This window comes from Acidithiobacillus marinus, from assembly GCF_002847505.1.
Classification (GTDB): Bacteria; Pseudomonadota; Gammaproteobacteria; order Acidithiobacillales; family Acidithiobacillaceae; genus Acidithiobacillus; species Acidithiobacillus marinus.
Map to the genome: position 1 here is coordinate 78,075 of NZ_MXAV01000004.1, position 19,817 is coordinate 97,891.

At 54.2% G+C, this 19,817-nt stretch carries 24 protein-coding genes; 17 read left to right on the plus strand and 7 right to left on the minus strand.

Annotated features, from left to right (window positions below; translation table 11 throughout):
• The first annotated feature begins 9 nt into the window (after window positions 1-9).
• From B1757_RS00975 to B1757_RS01020, 10 genes are all read left to right on the plus strand, one after another.
• Complete coding sequence (locus B1757_RS00975) at window positions 10-783, plus strand: alpha/beta fold hydrolase (protein ID WP_101536545.1); 774 nt, start codon at window positions 10-12, stop codon at window positions 781-783.
• The gene (gene bioC / locus B1757_RS00980) at window positions 780-1,661 is read left to right on the plus strand and encodes a malonyl-ACP O-methyltransferase BioC (RefSeq protein ID WP_101536546.1); all 882 of its coding nucleotides are present in this window, start codon (window positions 780-782) and stop codon (window positions 1,659-1,661) included. Before B1757_RS00975 ends, bioC begins: the two co-directional genes overlap by 4 nt.
• Window positions 1,658-2,362, plus strand: coding sequence for a dethiobiotin synthase (gene bioD, locus B1757_RS00985; protein WP_101536547.1), 705 nt, complete (start codon window positions 1,658-1,660; stop codon window positions 2,360-2,362). The genes bioC and bioD overlap by 4 nt, the downstream gene beginning before the upstream one ends.
• Window positions 2,363-2,479: 117 nt before the next feature.
• Window positions 2,480-3,376, plus strand: coding sequence for a protease HtpX (htpX, locus tag B1757_RS00990; RefSeq protein ID WP_101536548.1), 897 nt, complete (start codon window positions 2,480-2,482; stop codon window positions 3,374-3,376).
• A 56-nt stretch (window positions 3,377-3,432) separates the two neighbouring features.
• Window positions 3,433-4,152, plus strand: a complete 720-nt coding sequence (aat, locus tag B1757_RS00995; protein WP_101536549.1) for a leucyl/phenylalanyl-tRNA--protein transferase — start codon at window positions 3,433-3,435, stop codon at window positions 4,150-4,152.
• A 14-nt stretch (window positions 4,153-4,166) separates the two neighbouring features.
• A complete protein-coding gene (locus tag B1757_RS01000; RefSeq protein ID WP_253253645.1) occupies window positions 4,167-4,850 on the plus strand; it encodes an arginyltransferase in 684 nt (227 codons plus the stop codon).
• A gap of 21 nt (window positions 4,851-4,871) precedes the next feature.
• Window positions 4,872-5,651, plus strand: a complete 780-nt coding sequence (locus B1757_RS01005) for an ABC transporter permease (protein ID WP_101536551.1) — start codon at window positions 4,872-4,874, stop codon at window positions 5,649-5,651.
• A 5-nt stretch (window positions 5,652-5,656) separates the two neighbouring features.
• Window positions 5,657-6,262 (plus strand): ribonuclease T, encoded by a 606-nt coding sequence (rnt, locus tag B1757_RS01010; RefSeq protein WP_101536552.1) that lies wholly within the window; start codon window positions 5,657-5,659, stop codon window positions 6,260-6,262.
• 76 nt (window positions 6,263-6,338) lie between these two features.
• Window positions 6,339-7,355 carry a CDP-6-deoxy-delta-3,4-glucoseen reductase gene (locus tag B1757_RS01015; protein ID WP_101536553.1) on the plus strand — a complete coding sequence of 339 codons (1,017 nt, stop codon included), beginning with the start codon at window positions 6,339-6,341 and terminating at the stop codon, window positions 7,353-7,355.
• 63 nt (window positions 7,356-7,418) lie between these two features.
• Window positions 7,419-7,787, plus strand: a complete 369-nt coding sequence (locus tag B1757_RS01020) for a hypothetical protein (protein WP_101536554.1) — start codon at window positions 7,419-7,421, stop codon at window positions 7,785-7,787.
• A gap of 67 nt (window positions 7,788-7,854) precedes the next feature.
• On the opposite strand, the gene B1757_RS01025 is transcribed toward B1757_RS01020, so the two are convergent.
• A complete protein-coding gene (locus B1757_RS01025; RefSeq protein WP_101536555.1) occupies window positions 7,855-8,148 on the minus strand; it encodes a zinc ribbon domain-containing protein in 294 nt (97 codons plus the stop codon).
• Window positions 8,149-8,155: 7 nt separating this feature from the next.
• Complete coding sequence (locus tag B1757_RS01030; protein WP_101536556.1) at window positions 8,156-9,094, minus strand: hypothetical protein; 939 nt, start codon at window positions 9,092-9,094, stop codon at window positions 8,156-8,158.
• Between the two features lie 175 nt (window positions 9,095-9,269).
• Between B1757_RS01030 and B1757_RS01035 the strand changes: the two genes are divergently transcribed.
• From B1757_RS01035 to B1757_RS01045, 3 genes are all read left to right on the plus strand, one after another.
• Entirely contained in the window at window positions 9,270-9,896 is a 627-nt protein-coding gene (locus tag B1757_RS01035; protein WP_101536557.1) for a TetR/AcrR family transcriptional regulator, read from the plus strand.
• A 29-nt stretch (window positions 9,897-9,925) separates the two neighbouring features.
• On the plus strand, window positions 9,926-10,789 hold the full coding sequence (gene argB, locus B1757_RS01040) for an acetylglutamate kinase (RefSeq protein WP_101536558.1): 864 nt from the start codon (window positions 9,926-9,928) through the stop codon (window positions 10,787-10,789).
• 89 nt (window positions 10,790-10,878) lie between these two features.
• A complete protein-coding gene (locus B1757_RS01045) occupies window positions 10,879-11,520 on the plus strand; it encodes a pyrimidine 5'-nucleotidase (protein WP_253253646.1) in 642 nt (213 codons plus the stop codon).
• A 158-nt stretch (window positions 11,521-11,678) separates the two neighbouring features.
• Here the strand turns inward: B1757_RS01045 and B1757_RS01050 are convergent, their stop codons facing one another.
• On the minus strand, window positions 11,679-12,692 hold the full coding sequence (locus tag B1757_RS01050; RefSeq protein WP_101536560.1) for an HlyD family secretion protein: 1,014 nt from the start codon (window positions 12,690-12,692) through the stop codon (window positions 11,679-11,681).
• Window positions 12,693-12,930: 238 nt separating this feature from the next.
• Between B1757_RS01050 and B1757_RS01055 the strand changes: the two genes are divergently transcribed.
• Window positions 12,931-13,488, plus strand: a complete 558-nt coding sequence (locus B1757_RS01055; protein ID WP_101536561.1) for an acyloxyacyl hydrolase — start codon at window positions 12,931-12,933, stop codon at window positions 13,486-13,488.
• 41 nt (window positions 13,489-13,529) lie between these two features.
• On the opposite strand, the gene bioB is transcribed toward B1757_RS01055, so the two are convergent.
• Genes bioB through B1757_RS01075 form a run of 4 tightly spaced genes read right to left on the minus strand, consistent with a single transcriptional unit; the run spans window position 13,530 to window position 16,285 of the window.
• Window positions 13,530-14,474: a biotin synthase BioB gene (gene bioB, locus B1757_RS01060; RefSeq protein WP_101536562.1), complete on the minus strand. Its 945-nt coding sequence runs from the start codon at window positions 14,472-14,474 to the stop codon at window positions 13,530-13,532.
• 37 nt (window positions 14,475-14,511) lie between these two features.
• Window positions 14,512-14,793: a YggT family protein gene (locus B1757_RS01065; protein ID WP_101536563.1), complete on the minus strand. Its 282-nt coding sequence runs from the start codon at window positions 14,791-14,793 to the stop codon at window positions 14,512-14,514.
• Window positions 14,790-15,617 (minus strand): pyrroline-5-carboxylate reductase, encoded by an 828-nt coding sequence (gene proC, locus B1757_RS01070; protein ID WP_101536564.1) that lies wholly within the window; start codon window positions 15,615-15,617, stop codon window positions 14,790-14,792. The genes B1757_RS01065 and proC overlap by 4 nt, the downstream gene beginning before the upstream one ends.
• Window positions 15,614-16,285 carry a YggS family pyridoxal phosphate-dependent enzyme gene (locus B1757_RS01075; protein ID WP_101536565.1) on the minus strand — a complete coding sequence of 224 codons (672 nt, stop codon included), beginning with the start codon at window positions 16,283-16,285 and terminating at the stop codon, window positions 15,614-15,616. The genes proC and B1757_RS01075 overlap by 4 nt, the downstream gene beginning before the upstream one ends.
• Before the next feature lie 126 nt (window positions 16,286-16,411).
• On the opposite strand from B1757_RS01075, the gene B1757_RS01080 reads away from it, so the two are divergent.
• From B1757_RS01080 to B1757_RS01090, 3 genes are read left to right on the plus strand one after another with little or no spacing between them, the layout of a single operon-like run.
• Window positions 16,412-17,461, plus strand: coding sequence for a type IV pilus twitching motility protein PilT (locus B1757_RS01080; RefSeq protein WP_101536566.1), 1,050 nt, complete (start codon window positions 16,412-16,414; stop codon window positions 17,459-17,461).
• 10 nt (window positions 17,462-17,471) lie between these two features.
• Window positions 17,472-18,596: a PilT/PilU family type 4a pilus ATPase gene (locus B1757_RS01085; protein WP_101536567.1), complete on the plus strand. Its 1,125-nt coding sequence runs from the start codon at window positions 17,472-17,474 to the stop codon at window positions 18,594-18,596.
• 20 nt (window positions 18,597-18,616) lie between these two features.
• Complete coding sequence (locus B1757_RS01090) at window positions 18,617-19,801, plus strand: glycosyltransferase (protein ID WP_438263615.1); 1,185 nt, start codon at window positions 18,617-18,619, stop codon at window positions 19,799-19,801.
• The last annotated feature ends 16 nt before the right edge of the window (window positions 19,802-19,817 follow it).

Sequence of the window (19,817 nt, forward strand, 5' to 3'; positions counted from 1 at the left end):
GGAGAAACCATGAGTTGGTTTCGGGAGCAGACCGGGCAAGGACCCACTTTGTTGCTCTTGCATGGCTGGGGTATGGAGAGCCGGGTTTTTGCCGGCTGGCGTACTCTTTTGGAGCCTTATTTTACTTGCATCAGCTATGATTTGCCGGGCCATGGGCGCAGCCCCTGTACGGCCACTGGCATGCATTGGCCGGAGTTGCTGCAGCAGCTGCAGGACCTGCTCTCCCGGGAAGCGACTCCCCCCATTATATTGGGTTGGTCTTTGGGTGGTCTGCTGGCGCTGGGTTCAGCTCTGAGTCAGCCCCAGGGCCAGTCCGGGCTTTTGAAGGGATTGGTACTGATGGCCAGTTCGCCGAGTTTTCGCCAGCGCCCTGATTGGTTGGCGGGCATTCCTGCTTCGACCCTCGAAGAGTTCGGTCGGCGTCTGCAAACGGATCCCCAAGGTACCCGCAAACGCTTTCTGGCATTGCAGGTTTTGGGAGATCCACAAGGACGGCGGGCGCTCGACGGCATGGCCGCGTGGCCCAGCCCGGATACAGCCTGTCTGGCTGATGGATTGAAGCTACTCCAGGAGGTGGATTTGCGCGATGATATGGAGACTTTGACTTTGCCGACGCAGGTGATTCACGGCGCCCAGGACCGTATTGTGCCTCCCGAGGCGGGGTTTTATTTGCACCAGCATATTGTCGGCAGTCAACTGACCATGCTTGAACATGCCGGGCACGCGCCTTTTTTATCCCGGCCAGAACAATGTCGGGATGCGCTTTTGGAGTGCTGGATATGAACTCCTCTTCCACGACAGAAGATTTTCTGGAAAAGCGCGCCATTCGCCGTGCCTTTGACAAGGCTGCAGGCAGCTATGAGGCCAGCGCGGTACTCCAGGATCAGGTCGGTCAGCAATTACTGGAACGTCTGGATCTGGTCAAGCTTGAACCCCAATGGATTCTGGATCTGGGCAGTGGCACCGGCCTGCAAAGCCGCCGACTTAATGCCCGATATCCTAAAGCGCGGATATTGGCCCTGGATCTGGCCGCCGGCATGCTCCGGGTGGCGCGCCAACGTAAAAGCTGGCGGCAGCGGCAGCATTACTGTCAGGGTGATGCGGAGCATTTGCCCCTGGCCACAGCGTCCATGGATTTGCTCTACGCCAATATGTCCATCCAGTGGTGTAATGATCTGGACCGGGTACTGCGTGAGTTTGCCCGGGTTTTGCGCCCTGGTGGACTGTTGATGTTCAGCACCCTGGGCCCGGACACGCTGACTGAACTGCGGCAATCCTTTGCCAGCCTCGATAGTCATCCTCACGTCAGCCAGTTCCTGGATATGCACGATATTGGTGATGCGCTGGTGCGTCAGGGCTACGAAATGCCGGTAATGGATGTAGAGCATTACCAGCTGACCTATGCAAGCGTGGACGATCTTTGGCAGGATCTGCGCAAGGTGGGGGCTACTAATGCCAGAACAGAGCGATCTCGGGGTTTGTTGACCCCAGCGCGATTGCAAAAACTGCGAGATACCTATGAAACCTTCCGTAGTCAGGGAAGATTGCCGGCTACTTATGAAGTGGTTTACGGCCATGCCTGGAGTAGCGGGCCACGACAGCTATCCCGCGAAGATGGCGCAGTGGTCCTGCCCTTGACCCGCATCCCGAGACGCTCATGAACACGTTGCCTCACCGCAAAAGTGCTTCTGGCCTGCGGCCACGCGGACTGTTCATTACTGGCACCGATACCGGCGTTGGTAAAACGGCCGTCACGGCCGCTCTGGCGCAACGCTGCCGGAAAGAAATGCCCCGAGTTGCGGCATTAAAGCCCATTGTTTCCGGTATGGAAGCTTCCGGGCAGTGGACAGATGTGGAAATACTGCGCGCCGCCTCGACACCGCCCCGCTCTTTTGCGGAAACCTGTCTCTATGCCCTGGACCCGCCCATCGCTCCGCACTGGGCGGCGGCTCAAGCCGGACTGGTATTGAATCGCAGTCAGATTCATCAGTTTATCCAGTCGCAATCCGCCAGCATGGACGCCGTTCTGGTAGAAGGGGCCGGGGGCTTTCTTGTACCCCTGGGAGAGGACTGGGGGTTTGCCGATCTGGCCCGCGATCTGCAGTTTCCAGTACTGCTGGTGGTGGGTTTGCGACTAGGGGCCATCAATCATGCCCTGCTCAGCGTCGAGGCCATTATCGCCCGAGGTTTGCCCATGGCGGGTTGGGTGGCCAATCACCTCCAGACTGATCTTGCCCCGGGGACGCTGGAAACATTGCAACGTCTCATGCCCATCCCCTGCCTTGGAGAAATCCCTTTTCAGGCAGCGGCATCCAGCGCCTGGAGAAGTCAGTTTTTGTCTCTTCCGACTGAATGGTATTGATGTTACGATTCAGGTATCTGCCATAAAAAAATCGAAGGCAGTATTGCACGGCGCGGCGAATGTGAACGAGAGTGCCGGGGCAGTGATCGGTCGATATTCTGATGGAGCGTGAATGTCATGAAATCATTCAAGAGCATAGCCTTGTTGGTGCTTACCAATCTACTTATTTTTGTTGCCCTTTCCATTACTTTTACCCTCCTGGTCAATCTGGTTTTACCCGCTTTCGGCGTCGACCTGCGCGGCATGGTCGGTATGGCCGATTTGCTCTGGGCTCTGGTCATCGGCTTTGGTGGTGCCTTTGTTTCCTTGTTGCTGTCCAAGCATCTCGCCAGGGCCGGGATGCAGATGCAACGGATAGAGCAACCCCAGTCCGCCAAGGAGCGCCTGGTATATGACACGGTGGCCCAACTCTCCACCCGTCTGGGTATTAAAATGCCGGAAGTCTGGGTGTACTGGAATGATGATCCCAATGCCTTCGCCACCGGACCCGGACGTAACCATAGCATGGTGGCGGTGAGCAGCGGGCTCGTGAGTCTGCTGAATGATCAAGAGGTCCAGGCGGTACTAGCCCATGAAATGGGTCATGTGTATAACGGTGACATGGTCAGCACGACCTTGCTCCAGGGATTGATGAATACCTTTGTATTCTGGTTATCGATGCTGGCGGCACGTCAGTTTGATGATCGTCCCATGATCGCCTTTGCGGTTTCCATGATCCTGCAGGTAGCCTTGTCTTTTTTGGCATTGATTCCCATCACCTGGTTTTCGCGGCGTCGGGAATTCGCTGCCGATCGTTTTGCGGCCGAACAAATCGGGGCAGCGGCGATGATTTCTGCCCTGCAAAAGTTGCATCAACGCGCCACAGCCTTGCATGTAGAACATGATGCTGTGCGCGATCCTATGGCCACTGCCTACATTTCCGGGAGTTGGCAGGGCCTTTTTGCCACCCATCCCAGTCTGGAAGCGCGGGTGGCGGCTTTGCAGGCGCTGCAAAAAGGGTATAGTTATTCCTAGTAGGGGTCTTGTTGAAGAGGGGTTGCGATTGAAGCGGCATTCAGGATTACATCCTATTGCGTCCTGAGCAGGTGCGGCCCGTACTCCTCAGTAGTGCGGATCCCAACGACCCCTTTCCCGACCCGCTGAATGCTGAAAGCGCTTTGATCGCGGTGGGTGGGGACTTGTCGCCCGCCCGTATTCTCCAGGCTTATGCACAGGGTATTTTCCCCTGGTTCGGGGAAGAGGATCCTATCTTGTGGTGGTCTCCTGATCCGCGCGGTGTGTTGAAACCTGATGCTGTGCATGTCAGTCGTAGTTTGCGTAAACATGCGGGCGCTTCCGCCTGGCAGGTGCGTCTGGATGAAGATTTTGCAGGCGTTCTTGATGACTGTGCGGCGCCGCGTGCCGGTCAGGGAGGAACCTGGATTACTGCGGGAATGCGGAGCGCCTACCTCGACTTGTTCGCTGCTGGTCATGGGCATTGTATTGAAGTGCTTCTGGATGGACAACGGGTAGGTGGATTATACGGTGTTGCCCAAGGCGCATTGTTTTTCGGAGAGTCTATGTTCAGCCGTGTCCCGGATGCCTCAAAAATCGCTCTGGTCTGGTTAGCGAGGCACCTCAGTCACTGGAATTTTGGGTTGATTGATACTCAGTTTTTGACGCCTCATTTGCAGAGCATGGGTGCAGAAGAAATAAGCCGCGATGCATTCTTGCAGCACCTGGTGTTGCTGAAAAATCAGCCAACACCCCTTGCCTGGCAAGCTTTTTTGCCTTGGGAAGATGTATTTTGACCATGAACTTTTTCATGTCGTCCCTGCAGCCTTGTCCCTATCTATCCGGCCAGGAAGAATTGCTGGTACTCAGTGATCCGCACGTTAAATTGGGTAAGCGTGCCTATGACCAGTTGCTTCAGAATGGATTTCGGCGTAACGGACCAGTAGCGTATCGTCCTATGTGCCCCCAATGCGCTGCCTGCATTTCGGTGCGTATTCCGGTAGAGCGTTTTCAAGCGGACAGGGGGCAAAAACGGACCTGGGCGCGTAATCAGGACCTGCAACTGCGGGTGGCAAGACCTTATCGGGATGAGCAACATGCCCGGTTATTTGCCGACTACCAGCGGCAGCGACATCCCGATGGTGGCATGGATCTTGAGGCTGAACGATTATACGCAGAAATGATGACGGAAACGGGAGACGTCGAGACACGTCTTTTGATTTTTGAAAAGGCGGGAGAAGCCCTGGCAGTAGCCGTGATTGATCAGGTAGATAATGGACTGTCAGCTGTTTACACCTTTTTTCAGCCAGATTTATCCCGCCGTGGTCTTGGTATTTTTGCCATCATGAGCCAGATTGAATGGGCACGTCGCCAGGGACTTTCTTACCTCTATCTGGGTTATTGGGTCGCAGGCAGTCCCAAAATGGATTATAAAAGACGTTTTTCGCCTCTGGAGGGGTTCGTGGCCGGACAATGGCGTCCTCTTGCCTGCTAATCCATAAAGATAGACGCATTCATGCACAATGCCGCACCGGATATATTCCGAACATTTTCGCCCTGGGCTTTGACCGGTGTTCTGGGACTGCTGGGCAGCGCCTGGGCGCTCTCGGCCTGGCAGAAGCTCGGGGTGAGCAAGGACCTGCTCTGGTCGGCCGTGCGTGCCACCGTGCAGCTGGGCATCATGGGCTTTGTGCTGGGCTGGCTTTTCCGCCAACATCAGCCACTCTTGCTCCTGGTTTTCCTGGTCCTGATGATCCTGATGGCCGGACGCTTCAATCGTAAGCGGGGCGCCGGTATTCCCCATGCCTATTGGATCGGGGTGATCAGCATCGGTGTTGCTGCCACCGTTACCTTGGCCTGGATGCTGTTGTCCGGTCTGGTATTCTGGCGCGGGGAATCCCTGGTGCCCATTGGCGGGATGATTATCGGTAATGCCATGAATGCTGTGTCTTTGGCCCTCAACCGCCTGCGCAGTGAAGTGGATCAACGTGAGGATATGCTACTGGCCATGCTGGCGCTGGGAGCGGGGCATCGTCAGGCTATGCGCAGTCTCTATGCGATTGTAGTACGCAGTTCGTTGATACCGACCATTGATAGCCTGAAGAGTGTGGGCATGATTCACATACCCGGGATTACGGCAGGCATGATTCTGGCCGGTATGGCCCCCCTTGCCGCGGTTTCCATGCAACTGGTGGTCATGCTGATGCTGACGGCTTCCGTCACCTTGAGTGTGTCATGCGCAGTTTTGTTGGCGGCACCTTATGCCCTGACATTTTCACAACGGATAGAGGGATAATACACATGGCCGCACTGGCGGGACGTTTTCGGGGGTTTTTGCCGGTGGTGGTCGATGTCGAAACGGCGGGCTTTGATTCGGAACGCAATGCTTTACTGGAGGTGGCTGCGGTCATCATTGGCGGCGAGGTAGGGCAACTCAAACCGGTTGCCAGTCATCATTTTCACGTCATGCCCTTTACCGGCGCCGTGCTGGACCCTGCGGCCCTGGCTTTCACCGGAATCGATCCTTTTCAGCCGTTGCGGGGGGCGGTTTTAGAAGAAGATGCCCTGCGCGGCATTTTTCGTGCAGTGCGCACAGCGGTTAAGGCTGCACAATGCCGCCGGGCTATTCTAGTCGGCCACAATGCGGCTTTTGACCTGTCTTTTATCAAAGCGGCGGAAAAGCGTTCCGGTGTAAAAAACAATCCGTTTCATTTGTTCAGTACCTTTGACACGGTGAGTTTGGCCGGTCTCGCTTACGGGGAAACCGTCCTCGCCAAAGCCGCCTTGGCGGCCGGTTTGTCCTGGGATCATGCCCAGGCCCACTCCGCCTTATATGACGCGCAACAGACCGCCGAATTGTTTTGCAAAATAGTCAATAGTTTTGATCTTAATCGCATATATCCCTGAAACGGTTTGGCCAGCAGTCAACTTCATCGGCTTCTGTTAGAATATCCGCAACTACCTTACATAAGAGGGGCAAGCGATGCCTTATCGTCTAACCATAGAACCCAGCGGTCACGAACTGGATTGTGACAGTGATGAAACCATTCTCGAAGCGGCATTGCGACATGGCTTCAATATTCCCTACAGTTGTCGCAACGGTACCTGTGCCACCTGTAAAGGACGTATTTTAAGTGGCACGGTAGATTATGGGGATGTTGAAGAAAAAGTGCTGAGTGATGCCGAAAAGGCAGAGGGGCTGGCGCTTTTTTGTCAGGCCATGCCTCTTTCCGATCTGAAAATTGAAGTGCGGGAGATCGGCGCCGCCAAAGATATTCAGATTAAAACGCTGCCCGCCCGGGTGGCAAAAATTGAAGATGTCGCTCCTGACGTTCGGGCGCTGTTTCTCAAAATACCCAGCACGGAACGCCTGCAGTTTCTGCCGGGGCAGTATATTGATATTCTTTTGAAGGACGGTAGCCGACGCGGGTTTTCACTGGCGAACACGCCTAATGACGATGCCTTACTGGAATTACATATTAAAAAAGTAGTGGGTGGCGCATTTACCGGACATGTTTTTTCCGGCATGAAAGAAAAAGATATCCTGCGCTTTGAAGGGCCTTTGGGAACTTTCTTTATTCGTCAGGAATCCACCCGACCTTTGCTGATGGTGGCTACAGGAACCGGCTTTGCGCCCATCAAAGGGATGCTGGAATCCCTGTTTGCCCAGGGATCCATTCGTCCGATTCATTTTTATTGGGGAGTACGGCATGCCGAAGATTTCTATTATGAATCACTGCTACAGCAATGGCAGTCGCAATATAGTCATTTTAACCTGACAAAAATAGTCTCCCAGCCAGATAGTCAATGGTCTGGTCCTACTGGCTATGTCACGGAGCAGGTCATTAAGGATTTTCCAGATGCCAGTGCCTTTGATGCCTATATTTGTGGTCATCCGGATATGGTTTTTTCTATGTCTGCTGTCTTAGAGCAGGCCGGACTGAATTCGGAACATATATTCGCTGATGCATTTGTATTTGCCAAAGCAAAAACAAGCTGACATAATCTTTTTTATTGGCGTCTCAAGCCAAAATGTCAATTAATTTTTCAGGAGTGAGCGAGTATGGAAGCCCAAACAAAAAAACGTCATCGTCGTAGTGCCGAAGAGCGCCTTGCCGATCTGGAAGAAAAGCAACGTCAAACGGAAATGCGCCTGCGGGAGCAGTTGGCGAAAATTGAGCAGCAGAAAAAATCATTGCAGGAAAACCCGCGCGCCAAACGTGAGCGAGAAGCACAGCGCCGTTCGCTGATGGACCGTATTTCTCGTCTGGTGCCTGATTGGGAACCGACCCAGATTCTGGCAGCTATTGCTGAAGTCCGGGACCGTGTAGGTGACAATCAGTCCGCCTTGCAGGAACTGGAATCTCACGGCAATGCATTAATGCAGGAATTGAAGCCACGTCGGGGACGTCGTCCGCGCACTGCCCTTTAATCTGACGACTTATCCATTAAAAGCCCCCGGTTTCCAGGAAACGGGGGCTTTTTGTGATCTCTGGTTTTTAGCGTTTACAACTCCGCCAACGCTTTAATGTGGGGATCCGGTGCGCCATGTAGGCACGAATGTACCAGGGTGCATTGCGCTTGCGCATCAATTGCCTCACCCGCTGCTGCATGGTGTCGAGCGTTAATTCGGGATCTTTGAAAGCACCCTCAGCATAGCAGTAACTGCAGTAGATTGGACTGTGGCTGCCATCACTTTCGGTTCCACCCCCTTGCGGATCAAATTGTAAGGGCATACCGCAACTCTGGCAGCGATTTTTTTCAAGTTCCAGTTGTCGTAACCATTTTTTCATAAGCTAATTAGACATCCTCAGGTGCGACCAGTTCAAGCGCTTCAATATAAATGTGCGCCATTCCCAGCAGGAAAACGATATTTGGGATAATGAAAACCAGGGCGGTGGCGACGCCCATCCCCATACTCAGGCCCACATTATACAGAGCTATATTGCCTGTGGGCGCAATAGGAGCTGCACTATGGGTGATCAAAGGATATCCCGAAAGGGCGTCCATCATCTGCCAGAACATGTCGGCGCTCCGACTCAGTTCGCTGGCCAGCGCCGGTGCGGCGGCGGACAAGGCCATACTGTATCCGGTATAGAGGATGATCGCGATGATAATAGCCAAGCCAGCGGACAGAGCGCCGAGTAATAACATCATCAGCAAAATGGAGCCGGGTTTGTTGCGAGCAATACTGAGGGTGTGGCGCAACGAGTTGCTCACCGATTCACCATGCCAGAGCGCGGGGCCGGACAAGTTGAAAACAATGATGGCCAGTACAAAAACCACGGCATTCATCAACATGGTCAGCGGGAACAGGGGGACAAACAGAATAGCTCCTATACCCGGTATTTTGCAGGCCAGAAAGCCCAACAGTTCCACCACAAAAATACCCAAAAGCAGAAGACTCTCAATAACCAGCAGGCCAATCAGGCGGGGAAGTGTTTTCAAACCAAAGCGCAGGCTGTGCAAGATACCGGGGAGGGCATCGCCCCGGGCTTCATGAAGTAATACACCACCCGCACCCAGATAGCCCACGCCAAAACTGATGAACAGGATGAGCAGGCCAATGCTGGCACCTATTATCCCTCCCGGCCACTGTATAAAAAATTCCAAGCCTGCCATGCCAATAAAAACGGCGAGAATATACACCAGAATCGGTTGCCAGAGAGTGATGCCGCGTAAAGCGCGCAGCAATAGTGAAAATGACAGGTCCCCCTGGCTGGGGGAATGACTAAACATGCAGATTTCCTTTTTCAGCGATCACAGGCCCGAACGATGACAAGAATAGCGGTTGGGATTTTACTGTAAAGCGACATTCACCTTCGGTGATGTTACACTGACCTGATATTGACCGATTGGTCAGGTGCTTATCAAGTAGCTGATAGTAGATGAAAAGGAATCGCTGAGGAATTTCATGGATAATATCCAGGCAACAGCAGATGGAGACGGGCGTCAGCGTATTTTAGCTGCCGCAGAAAAGCTATTTTCCGATAAGGCTTTTGACGCGGTTTCCATGAGTGCCATTGCCTGTGCGGCGGGAATCAGCAAGGCTAACATTTATCACTATTTTCCCAATAAGGACACCCTGTATCTTGCGGTGTTGCGTATGGCCAGTCATAACCTCAGGGCCGTATTGAACGAAGCCGTGAGTGCTCACGGTTCAGTCATGGATGTACTTCGCCATTTTGCCCATAATCATCTTCAGGCGCTTCTCAAAAAGCCGGAGCTGGTACGTTTGGTCTGGCGGGAAATTCTAGAAAAAGGTGCACCGAGGGCGCAAGAGTTTGCCGAGCAGGGTTTTGCCGACATGTTTTCCGCCCTGGTGGATGTGCTCAAGTTGGGGCAAACCCGGGGAGAGTTCCGACAGGACTTTGATCCGGCACTGGTGGCTACCCTCCTGCTGGGCGCCAATGTGTTTTTTTTCCAGTCGCGCGATATATTCCGTCACTATCCTCCCATCACGTTCGCGGATGATCCTGCCGGATATGACGCCGGTATTGTGGAAATCCTTTTGCGTGGACTGGTACCTGCCACGTCCTGATTTTTGAGCGAGACAGCACGAGACCCTCCATGGAAAGAAACCCCCTACTGCAACAAGCCCATGTTCTGGTAGAAGCCCTGCCCTATATGCAGCGTTTCCACGGTCGGACCATCGTCATCAAATATGGTGGAAATGCCATGACGGAGGCCCATCTGCAGGAACAATTCGCCTATGATGTGACCTTGATGAAGCAGGTGGGTATGAATCCAGTAGTCGTCCACGGTGGCGGGCCGCAAATTGGTGCCATGTTGCAGCGCCTGGGGGTGGAGACGCACTTTGTGGACGGCATGCGGGTGACTGACGCGGCGACCATGGAAGTGGTGGAAATGGTCCTCGGGGGCCGCGTCAATAAAGAGATTGTGCAAGGTATCAACCGCGCCGGCGGACGCGCCGTAGGGTTGACCGGTAAGGACGGATCGTTGATTCGCGCTCGACCCTTGCGCAATGATGCAGTGGATCTGGGGTTGGTAGGAGAAGTTGCCGCCGTCAATCCCGAAGTGATTCATTGGCTGGATCAGGGCGATTTCATACCGGTCGTGGCGCCCATCGGTGTCGGCTCCCGTGGGGAGTCCTATAACATTAATGCGGATCTGGTGGCGGGGGCTCTGGCGGCCACCCTGAAGGCGGAAAAACTCATTTTGATGACCAACGTGGCAGGTGTGCTGGATCAGGATGGTACCTTGCGCACGCAACTGAAAGCTGAGCAGGTTGCCCAGATGATTGCTGAAGGTCATATATACGGAGGCATGTTGCCCAAAATTCAGTGCTGCCTGGATGCGGTGGCGGCGGGGGTGCAGGCCGCTCATATTATTGATGGTCGAGTTCCTCATGCATTATTGCTGGAAATATTTACCGACGCCGGAGTCGGAACGTTGATTGCCAATACGCTGTGAAAAAGTTTTCCGGCACTTCTGGGCGTGGTAGAAGCCGCGTTTCTGTTGGCGCTCGCAGGTGGCGTCTGCTCGCCTGGCGACGCAAGCCCTTGCCGGTTTTCCTTTTTGATCTGGACAACACCCTCTATGACGCAGATCGGTATTGCTTTCCCTGGATGCACATCCACATCAATAGTTTCTTGATGCGGGAGCTGGATCTGGAACCGGAAGCGGCAGACCGGCTCAGACGCCATTACTGGCGTCGTTACGGAACAACTCTGGCCGGGTTGATGCGCCATCATCCGGTTGATCCCAGGGCTTTTCTTGAGGCGATTCATCCCCCGGTTCTGTCGGCCGATGTTCCCGAAAACCCTCGACTGCGTCTTTGGTTATCCCGGTTACCCGGTCCGGTTTATGTGTTTACCAACAGCTCGGCCAGCCATGCCTGGCGGGTACTTGAGCGTTTGCAGGTGGCCGATCTGGTGGAAGAGGTCTTTGACATGGAAAGCGCCGACTTTCAGGGAAAGCCTCATCACCATGCTTATCGTCAGGTGCTGGGAAGGCTGCGCATTCCGGCCTGGCGCTGCGTGTTTTTTGATGACACCCTGGCCAACCTGCGGACAGCCCGCTGGCTGGGTATGCAGACTGTGCATATCGAAAAAAAACGCAGGCGGGCGCGCAGTGCGCATCAGCAGGTGCATGCACTTCTGGGCTGGGAGCACGGCGCAGCTTCCCCGAAAACCTGCAGATAAGGGACATTAGTTAAAACTTTCGCGTATGGTGCTTGTGCTCCCGCAGCAGCCGTACTGGAAGATTTTTGCCGCGGGCGGCTGATTGTGACTCTGGCTTAACCGCGTGAGCAGTACCGTTCGTCAAAAATAATTCCGGTCTGCCACGCCATTTGGGTTTTCTAAAGAATGGGTTTCAGCAATTTGACCCAGCCTGGAGCACCACCAGTATTGATGGTCACCGAGGCGCTGGTACCAATCCGCAGGGGCAGCTTGGGATCAGGATCGGTGATCATCACCCGCACGGGGACGCGTTGGGTGACCTTTACCCAGTTACCTGTGGCATTTTCCGGGGGTAGCAGGGAGAAGGCATTTCCGGCACCACCACTCAAACTCACCACCCGGCCTTTGAAAGAGTGGTTGGGGTACATGTCTACCTGAATGCTAGCCTTTTGCCCTGGATGCACCCGGTCCAGATCCGTTTCTTTATAGTTCGCTTCTACCCAGTACTCGGCGTTACCAATGAGCGGAAATAGATTTTGATTAACGTTTACTACATCACCCACATGAATTTTGTCGACCTTGCTGACTACCCCGGTGATGGGCGCATAGAGAGTCGTTTCCGAAAGGTACATTTTGGCAGTACCCAAGGTTGCCTTGGCAGCAGCAATCCGGGCGGCGTTGAGGCTTTGCTGAGCGCGGGTGGCAGACAGATTGGCTTTTTCGGCCTGTAATTGTGCCATGGCGCCTTTGGCTGCGGTCATCCGGTTATCCGCTTCCTGCGCGGACAAGTATTTTTGCGCCGCCAAGGCTGCCGCCCGCTGGGCGTTGCGCTGGGCGTTCTGATAGTTGATCTGGTCGGCACTGACCCGTGCTTCGGCAGCCGCAATGTTGGCCTGAATGGCGCTGGTCTGACGTTCAGCCTGGGCCAGTTCCGCTTTGGCTTTTTGCACGTCGTAACGGTAAGCCTCTGGATCAATTTTGACCAGGGGCTGACCGGCCTTGACTACTTGATTGTCTTTGACATAAATATCGACAATATGCCCGGTTACCCGGGGGGCAATGTTGACCACATGAGCGTGAATATAAGCATCATCCGTACTGGGGTAATAGTCGGCAATCTGAAAATAGGCATAGGCACCGAAAGCGACAATAATGAGGATGATCAGGACTACAAAGCGTTTGAGCCAGCGCATAACTATCCTTATGTTGCAATGACAGCAGCCGATTCCAGAACCGGGCCATAAAACAATCGAAAAATTCCGTATATACTCTGTTTCAGCGGTTTTCATCAGGGCGAATTGCCACACTCAGCCTGTTGTATATTTTTGACAGGACGAGCTGTAAATCGCATACTGACCGTTCGGTTGACACCTTAACCTAAACACTGGATGTCGGCAAGATGACGCAACAAATACATTCTAAGGAGTAATCATGAAAAACAAGCAGTGGGTCTGGGCTTTCGGCGGTGCAGTTCTCGGACTGATGGTCTCGGCCCCGGCCATGGCGGATGGAGAAGGTCTGCATATTATTCAAGGCGGGCCCTCGTATTTTAATATTGGTTTGGGGGCTTTCAATGCGGCGGGCGTGACCCCTGGCCCCGGCTATAGTAATGATACCTTGCCAATGATTGACCTGGAGTATCAAACCGGAGCCAAGTTGTTCGGTATTGGCGCTGTCTATGGATTGATGGCGAACACCAATGGCGGTTTCATGGGCTATACCGGATTTTATACGGATGTGGCCTGGGATCACTGGGTACTGACCCCGGTACTCGCCATGGGCGGATATCATCAAGGTCGTGGCAAGTATCTGGATGGTACTTTCCAGTTTCGTCTGGAGCTGAGCCTGGATTATCAGTTTGCCAACCAATCCCGTTTTGGTCTGAAAATCGCGCATATTTCTAACGCCTACATCAAAGATAGCGATCCCGGCGAAGATGAAATCATGCTCAATTACTCCATGCCCCTGTCTTTCGGGGAGCATTCCTGACAGAACTACGGATAATCCCCCTGCTGTTTAGGGAATTCGGATTATCCGGCGTGCAGTCCCAGTTTTTCAAAGAGCATCTGGTCATGACTGCTGCTGGCATTATCGGTTGTCAGCAAACGGTCTCCCAGAAAAATACTATTGGCACCGGCCAGAAAAGCCAGAGCTTGCAACTCGTCACTCATGCTTTCCCGTCCTGCGGAGAGTCGCACATAGGCTTCGGGAAACATCACCCGGGCTACCGCAATGGTGCGCACAAATTCCAACCCGTCGATAGGTGGGGCTGATTCCAGTGGAGTGCCGGGAATGGGGACCAGGGCATTGATAGGAATGCTTTCCGGAGCCTGGGGGAGTTGTGACAGCACTTGCAACATCCGCGCCCGGTCCCGGCGCGATTCACCCATGCCCAGAATCCCGCCGCTACAGATTTTGATGCCCGCATCACGAACTGCTTCCAGGGTGTCCAGACGATCCTGAAAACTGCGAGTATGAATCACTTCGCCATAAAACTCCGGCGAGGTGTCCAGGTTGTGATTGTAATAATCCAGCCCAGCCGCCTGCAGACGCTCGGCCTGACTGTTTTTTAGCATGCCCAGGGTGACACAGCTTTCCAGCCCGTATTCCTTGACGATCTGAATCATGGCAGCGACTTTTTCGATATCCTTATCATGGGGAGCGCGCCAGGCCGCACCCATGCAAAGCCGTTGCGCACCATTGGCCTTGGCAGCCGCTGCAGCGCTCCGTACGGCTTCGAGATCCATCAAGGCCTCGGATTTCAGGTCGCTGGAATGATGCACACTTTGTGAGCAATAACCGCAGTCTTCCGGGCATCCTCCGGTTTTGATGGACAGCAAGGTGGAGCACTGAATGGTATTGGCATCAAAATGCTGACGATGCACTTGTTGTGCGGCAAAAATCAGATCGTTGAAAGGCCGGGCGTAGATTTCGAGAATATGGTCCAGGCTATACGCATGGGAAGCTGTCGTCATGGTGGATTCCGATTGGTTTTAAAAGGTGACGGGCGTATTAAACGCCGCCCAGGTTGAGAATGGCATTGACCAGCAGACCTTTCAATAACTCAATGAGCAAGAGGGCTACCAGGGGACTGAGATCCATTCCGCCCAGGGGCGGAATAATGCGTTGCAGAGGATAAAGAATTGGCCCGGTCACCCGGTCGAGAAAATGCACAATCGGGTTGCGGGGATCGGGTTGTACCCAGGATAAGATGGCGCGAATGAGGATAGCCCAGAACAGCAGGGTGAGGACCAGGTCGGTCAGCCGCGCCATTTCGATACTGATGCTATTCATGCAGTTGTCTTCAGCAACTGACTCAATATGCGTCCACGTTCAGCAGCAGCTGCCAAGGCGCGCTGCGCGAGGGGACGCAACTGTTCTTCCCAGACGGCCAATCCCGCCGCCGTGGTTCCTCCCGGGCTGGTCACTTGATGGCGCAGTTCACTGGGGCTGGCCGAATTGGCGGCAGCCATCTGGGCCGTTCCCAGAACGGTTTGTAACGCCAGTGCCCGGGCTGTGACCCGATCCAGACCCTGGAGTACGGCTGCGTCTTCCAGAGCTTCCAGAAACAATAGCACATAGGCCGGGCCGCTTCCGGCCAGTGCCGTGGCCGTATCCATCAAGGCTTCATCGTGGAGCCAGAAGACCTTGCCGACTCCGGCAAAAATTTGTTGCACCGTATCACACTGATTGGCGCTGACTGTTGCTGTGGCAAACAAAGAAGTGGCTCCTGCACCGATCTGCGCGGGTGTATTGGGCATGGCACGAACCACCGGCGTTTCTTCGCCCAACAATGTCGTGATTTGTGCACTGGAAATACCCGCCGCCACGGATACAAAAAGAGCCGACGCACTACGCAAGCTGTCTCGCCATTCCTTGAGGACAGCAGGCATTTGTTTGGGTTTGGCGGCGTAGATGACCACGCTATTCTCCGGTAGCTTTTCCGCTTGAGCAGGACAACTGCGTACCCCGAATTCCTCTGCAAGTGCTCCCCGATGCAGATTACTGGGCGCGTGTACCTGTATGTTCGGGCCGGCAATACCCTGTTGACGCATTCCCGAAATAAGCGCGCGGGCCATATTGCCTGCGCCGATAAAAACAATTTGTGGTTCAGTCATGATCGCTCCTGGTGACGGCTGCCAAACAAAATGGTGCCCAGTCGGACTTCGGTGGCACCATGGGCCAAAGCCTGGATATAGTCCTCTGAGGTGCCCATGGACAAGGTGTCCAGATCGGGGTATTTACCAGTGTTCTGCAGCATATGAAATAATGATTGCATCTGGGCAAAGTTGCTTCGGGCCTGATGTTGATCAGGATGTACCAGCGCCATCAGTCCGCGCAAGCGCAGATGCTCCAGCGCCTGGATGTTGTCTGCCAGTTCTCCCAGTGCCTCCGGAGGACATCCGCCTTTGCTGTCTTCCGCGCTGATGGCTACTTCAATCAACACGTTGAGTTTGGTGGTGGCGCCTTGCCGTGCCGCGTTCAGACGCTGGGCGATGAGCGTGCGGTCCACACTTTCTACCCAGTCAAATTGTCGCGCAATCTCGCCCGTTTTATTGCGCTGAATCTGGCCTATGAAATGCCAGCAAATAGACTCCAGGTCCTGCAGTGCTGCCTGTTTTTCCAGGGCTTCCTGCAAATAGTTTTCGCCGAAATGGCGCAGCCCCAGAGCATGGGCTTCCCGCAGCACACTGGCGGGAACCCGCTTGCTGACCGCCAAAAGTGTAATTGCGGCCCTTGCAGGCATGGCGCGTTGCACCTGGGCTAAATTTTCAGCGAGTGACATGCAGCTCCCGAACGTGGGCGAAATGGCCAAGGTCGACTATATTAACGCCCAAAGGACCTGATGCCCAAATAACGGCCAAATGATGGCCAGATGATGAGATCCCCGTACCCAGTGGAGAGTAGAACAATGGATATCGCCGAATTGCTCACCTTTGCCGTGAAAAACAACGCCTCGGATACACATATTTCAGCGGGGCTGGCCCCCATGCTGCGCATCAACGGCGACATGCGCCCCCTGAATGTGGAGGCGTTGGATAGCAAGGCCGTCCACGCGATGATCTATGACATCATGTCGGATTCCCAGCGTAAATGGTATGAAGAAAACCTCGAAATAGATTTTGCCTATGAACTACCGGGCATCGCCCGGTTTCGGGTCAATGCCTTTAATCAGGATCGGGGGCCAGCGGCGGCATTTCGGACCATTCCTGCCAAGGTGCTGAGTCTGGAAGAGTTGAACGCTCCTAAATCGTTCACTGAGATTATCAATATCCCCCGAGGGCTCGTGTTGGTGACGGGGCCGACCGGATCCGGAAAGTCCACGACTCTGGCGGCCATGGTTGACCACATCAACGCCAATCGTCCGGATCACATCATTACTATCGAAGATCCCATCGAATTTATCCATACGGCTAAAAAGTCGCTGGTGAATCAGCGTGAGGTGGGGCCCAATACCCATTCCTTCGAAAACGCCCTGCGTTCGGCCTTGCGTGAAGATCCGGACATCATTCTGGTGGGTGAATTGCGGGACCTGGAAACCATGCGTCTGGCCTTGACTGCCGCCGAAACCGGACACATTGTATTTGCTACCCTGCACACCAGTTCTGCTCCAAAAACCATTGATCGTATTGTCGATTCCTTTCCGGGTGGGGAAAAAGACATGGTTCGCGCCATGCTCTCTGAGTCTTTGCGAGCGGTCATCTCCCAGACGCTGCTCAAGACCGCCGACGGTAAGGGTCGGGTACCGGCCCATGAAATCATGATCGCCACACCCGCCATTCGTAATCTGATTCGCGAAAACAAGGTGGCGCAGATGTATTCAGTGATTCAGACCGGGCAAAATCAAGGGATGCAAACTCTGGATCAGTGTCTTGGAGATCTGGTGCGGGCGCACAAAATCACCCGCGAAGAAGCCATGCGTCGGGTGCAGAATAAAGATAGTTTCATGAACGTGGCCTGAGGACGATGGCATGTCGGTACTGGATGATTTGTTGACGTTGATGGTCGAAAAAAATGGTTCGGATCTTTATCTGACGGTGGGTTCCCCGCCGGTCATGAAAATCGACGAACGCGCGGTGAGCCTGGGCACGGATACTTTAAAGCCCGGCCAGGTGCTGGGTCTGGCCAAGGAAATTCTGGGGATGGAACGTCTGCAAGAGTTTCAGCATGAAAAAGAAGTGAATATGGCGATTTCGGCCACAGGGATCGGCCGTTTTCGGGTCAACGGTTTTTACCAGCGCGGGGAATTGAGTTTTGTTCTGCGCGCCATCAAAACCCAGATTCCGACATTGGAACAGCTCAAGTTACCGCCAATTCTCAAGGACCTCGCCATGACCTCCCGGGGCTTGGTCCTGTTTGTGGGGGCGACGGGTTCGGGCAAAAGTACCTCTCTAGCCTCCATGATTCAGTTTCGTAACCAGAATGCTGCCGGGCATATTCTCACGATTGAGGATCCTATTGAGTATATTCATAAAAACAGCAAATCCATCGTCAATCAGCGCGAGGTAGGGATTGATACGCTCACCTATGAAAGAGCGCTGGAAAATGCTCTGCGCGAAGCCCCCGATGTGATTCTGATCGGCGAAGTACGCAATCGGGATACCATGGATCATGCCATGGCCTATGCGGAAACCGGTCATTTGTGCATGTCTACCCTGCATGCCAATAACGCCAACCAGGCCATCGAGCGTATCATCAACTTTTTTCCTGAAGATCGTAAAAAACAATTGTTGATGGATTTGTCACTGAACTTGAAGGCTGTCGTTTCTCAGCGCCTGCTGCCCATCAAGGGCCAGGCGGGACGTATTGCAGCGATGGAAGTGCTGATCAATACGCCGGCGATTGCCGATCTGATTTATAAAGGGGAGGTGGGTTTGCTTAAAGAGGCGATGGGGCGAACCAATGATGTAGGGATGCAAACTTTCGATCAAAGCCTGCTTACACTCTACGCCGATGGTCTGGTCGAATACGAAGACGCTCTTCGCGCGGCTGATTCCCAAAATGATCTGCGCTTGGCCATCAAACAGGATTGCCTGCGTCGGGGACTGGACGATCCAGGGGCAAACCGTTCTGCCGAAGCTAAGTGGCAGGTTTGACGGTAGTTCCTTTGGAGTGGGTGTTGGATACCCTGATGATTGGGGTTTTGCTCGCCTGGCTGGTCCTGTTTTTTGGCCGGGGTTATTTCTGGCGTGCTGATCAGCGCCTATCCGCTCTATCGGTAACAAGTCTCGAAAAAAAACAAGCTTCGGCGGAGTCCCTGCCTGCGGTCATCGCCATTGTTCCCGCACGCAATGAAGCCGAAGGGATTGGCCCCTGTGTCAGCGCCCTGCTCAGTCAGCATTATCCAGGTGCCTTGCGGGTGATGGTGGTAGACGATCAGAGCACCGACGGCACGGCAGATATTGCCAGGGCTGCGGCGGAAAGCATCGGCGCCGCAGAGCGTCTGCAGATTCTTGCCGGCAAGGCCCTTCCCGAAGGGTGGGCCGGTAAGGTCTGGGCCATGCATCAGGGTGTTGCGGCAGCCGGGGATGCACCGCTCCTCTGGTTTACCGATGCGGATATCGTCCACGGCCCGGATGTCCTGCAGAGACTGGTACTTCATCAGCAGCAAGAGCATCGCGCCCTGGTGTCCTTGATGGTGATGTTGTCCTGCCGCAGTTTCTGGGAACGCTTGCTGATTCCTCCCTTTATTTTCTTTTTTCAGATGCTCTACCCCTTTCCCTGGGTCAATGACCTGCGCCGTAACCTGGCCGGGGCCGCAGGAGGTTGTATGTTGTTGCGGCGGGATGCGCTGCTGCAGGCTGGGGGTTTTGCCGCCATGCGGGGAGCGTTGATTGATGATTGCACCCTGGCGGCTTTATTGAAAAAACAAGGCCCCATTTGGCTGGGATTAGGGACCGAAAGCCATAGTTTGCGCGATTACCGCCATCTCGACGAAATCTGGCGGATGGTAACTCGTTCGGCTTATGTGCAGCTGCAGTTCAGTCCCTGGCGCCTGTTGGAAGCCACTTTCGGAATGCTCTTTCTTTATGCCGCTCCGGTCATCATGCTGGTTGTCGGATTATGCTTGCAGCAATGGCTCTGGACGACACTGTCAGGGCTCGCTCTGGGGCTGATGGCCTGGGCTTATGCTCCCAGTGTCAGGTTGTATGCTTTGAAAGGCCTCTGGGTATTGACTCTGCCCGTGGCCGCCATGTTCTATACCCTAATGACCCTGGATTCCGCCCGTCGTCACTATCTGGGTCGGGGTGGCGCTTGGAAAGGGCGCCACTACGATCAATCGGGAGAAAAACAGCCTTGATCAGGCGGCTTATCTG

What these genes read in the sequence shown, in the direction of transcription:
- bioD (WP_101536547.1), top strand. Translation starts at nt 1,658, where the DNA reads ATGAACACGTTGCCTCACCGCAAAAGTGCTTCTGGCCTGCGGCCACGC.
- B1757_RS01050 (WP_101536560.1), bottom strand. Translation starts at nt 12,692, where the DNA reads ATGCGCTGGCTCAAACGCTTTGTAGTCCTGATCATCCTCATTATTGTC.
- B1757_RS01055 (WP_101536561.1), top strand. Translation starts at nt 12,931, where the DNA reads ATGAAAAACAAGCAGTGGGTCTGGGCTTTCGGCGGTGCAGTTCTCGGA.
- B1757_RS01080 (WP_101536566.1), top strand. Translation starts at nt 16,412, where the DNA reads ATGGATATCGCCGAATTGCTCACCTTTGCCGTGAAAAACAACGCCTCG.
- B1757_RS01065 (WP_101536563.1), bottom strand. Translation starts at nt 14,793, where the DNA reads ATGAATAGCATCAGTATCGAAATGGCGCGGCTGACCGACCTGGTCCTC.
- B1757_RS01000 (WP_253253645.1), top strand. Translation starts at nt 4,167, where the DNA reads ATGTCGTCCCTGCAGCCTTGTCCCTATCTATCCGGCCAGGAAGAATTG.
- B1757_RS01005 (WP_101536551.1), top strand. Translation starts at nt 4,872, where the DNA reads ATGCACAATGCCGCACCGGATATATTCCGAACATTTTCGCCCTGGGCT.
- bioB (WP_101536562.1), bottom strand. Translation starts at nt 14,474, where the DNA reads ATGACGACAGCTTCCCATGCGTATAGCCTGGACCATATTCTCGAAATC.
- B1757_RS01035 (WP_101536557.1), top strand. Translation starts at nt 9,270, where the DNA reads ATGGATAATATCCAGGCAACAGCAGATGGAGACGGGCGTCAGCGTATT.
- B1757_RS01075 (WP_101536565.1), bottom strand. Translation starts at nt 16,285, where the DNA reads ATGTCACTCGCTGAAAATTTAGCCCAGGTGCAACGCGCCATGCCTGCA.
- argB (WP_101536558.1), top strand. Translation starts at nt 9,926, where the DNA reads ATGGAAAGAAACCCCCTACTGCAACAAGCCCATGTTCTGGTAGAAGCC.
- bioC (WP_101536546.1), top strand. Translation starts at nt 780, where the DNA reads ATGAACTCCTCTTCCACGACAGAAGATTTTCTGGAAAAGCGCGCCATT.
- B1757_RS01025 (WP_101536555.1), bottom strand. Translation starts at nt 8,148, where the DNA reads ATGAAAAAATGGTTACGACAACTGGAACTTGAAAAAAATCGCTGCCAG.
- B1757_RS01030 (WP_101536556.1), bottom strand. Translation starts at nt 9,094, where the DNA reads ATGTTTAGTCATTCCCCCAGCCAGGGGGACCTGTCATTTTCACTATTG.
- B1757_RS00975 (WP_101536545.1), top strand. Translation starts at nt 10, where the DNA reads ATGAGTTGGTTTCGGGAGCAGACCGGGCAAGGACCCACTTTGTTGCTC.
- B1757_RS01085 (WP_101536567.1), top strand. Translation starts at nt 17,472, where the DNA reads ATGTCGGTACTGGATGATTTGTTGACGTTGATGGTCGAAAAAAATGGT.
- B1757_RS01015 (WP_101536553.1), top strand. Translation starts at nt 6,339, where the DNA reads ATGCCTTATCGTCTAACCATAGAACCCAGCGGTCACGAACTGGATTGT.
- rnt (WP_101536552.1), top strand. Translation starts at nt 5,657, where the DNA reads ATGGCCGCACTGGCGGGACGTTTTCGGGGGTTTTTGCCGGTGGTGGTC.
- proC (WP_101536564.1), bottom strand. Translation starts at nt 15,617, where the DNA reads ATGACTGAACCACAAATTGTTTTTATCGGCGCAGGCAATATGGCCCGC.
- B1757_RS01020 (WP_101536554.1), top strand. Translation starts at nt 7,419, where the DNA reads ATGGAAGCCCAAACAAAAAAACGTCATCGTCGTAGTGCCGAAGAGCGC.
- htpX (WP_101536548.1), top strand. Translation starts at nt 2,480, where the DNA reads ATGAAATCATTCAAGAGCATAGCCTTGTTGGTGCTTACCAATCTACTT.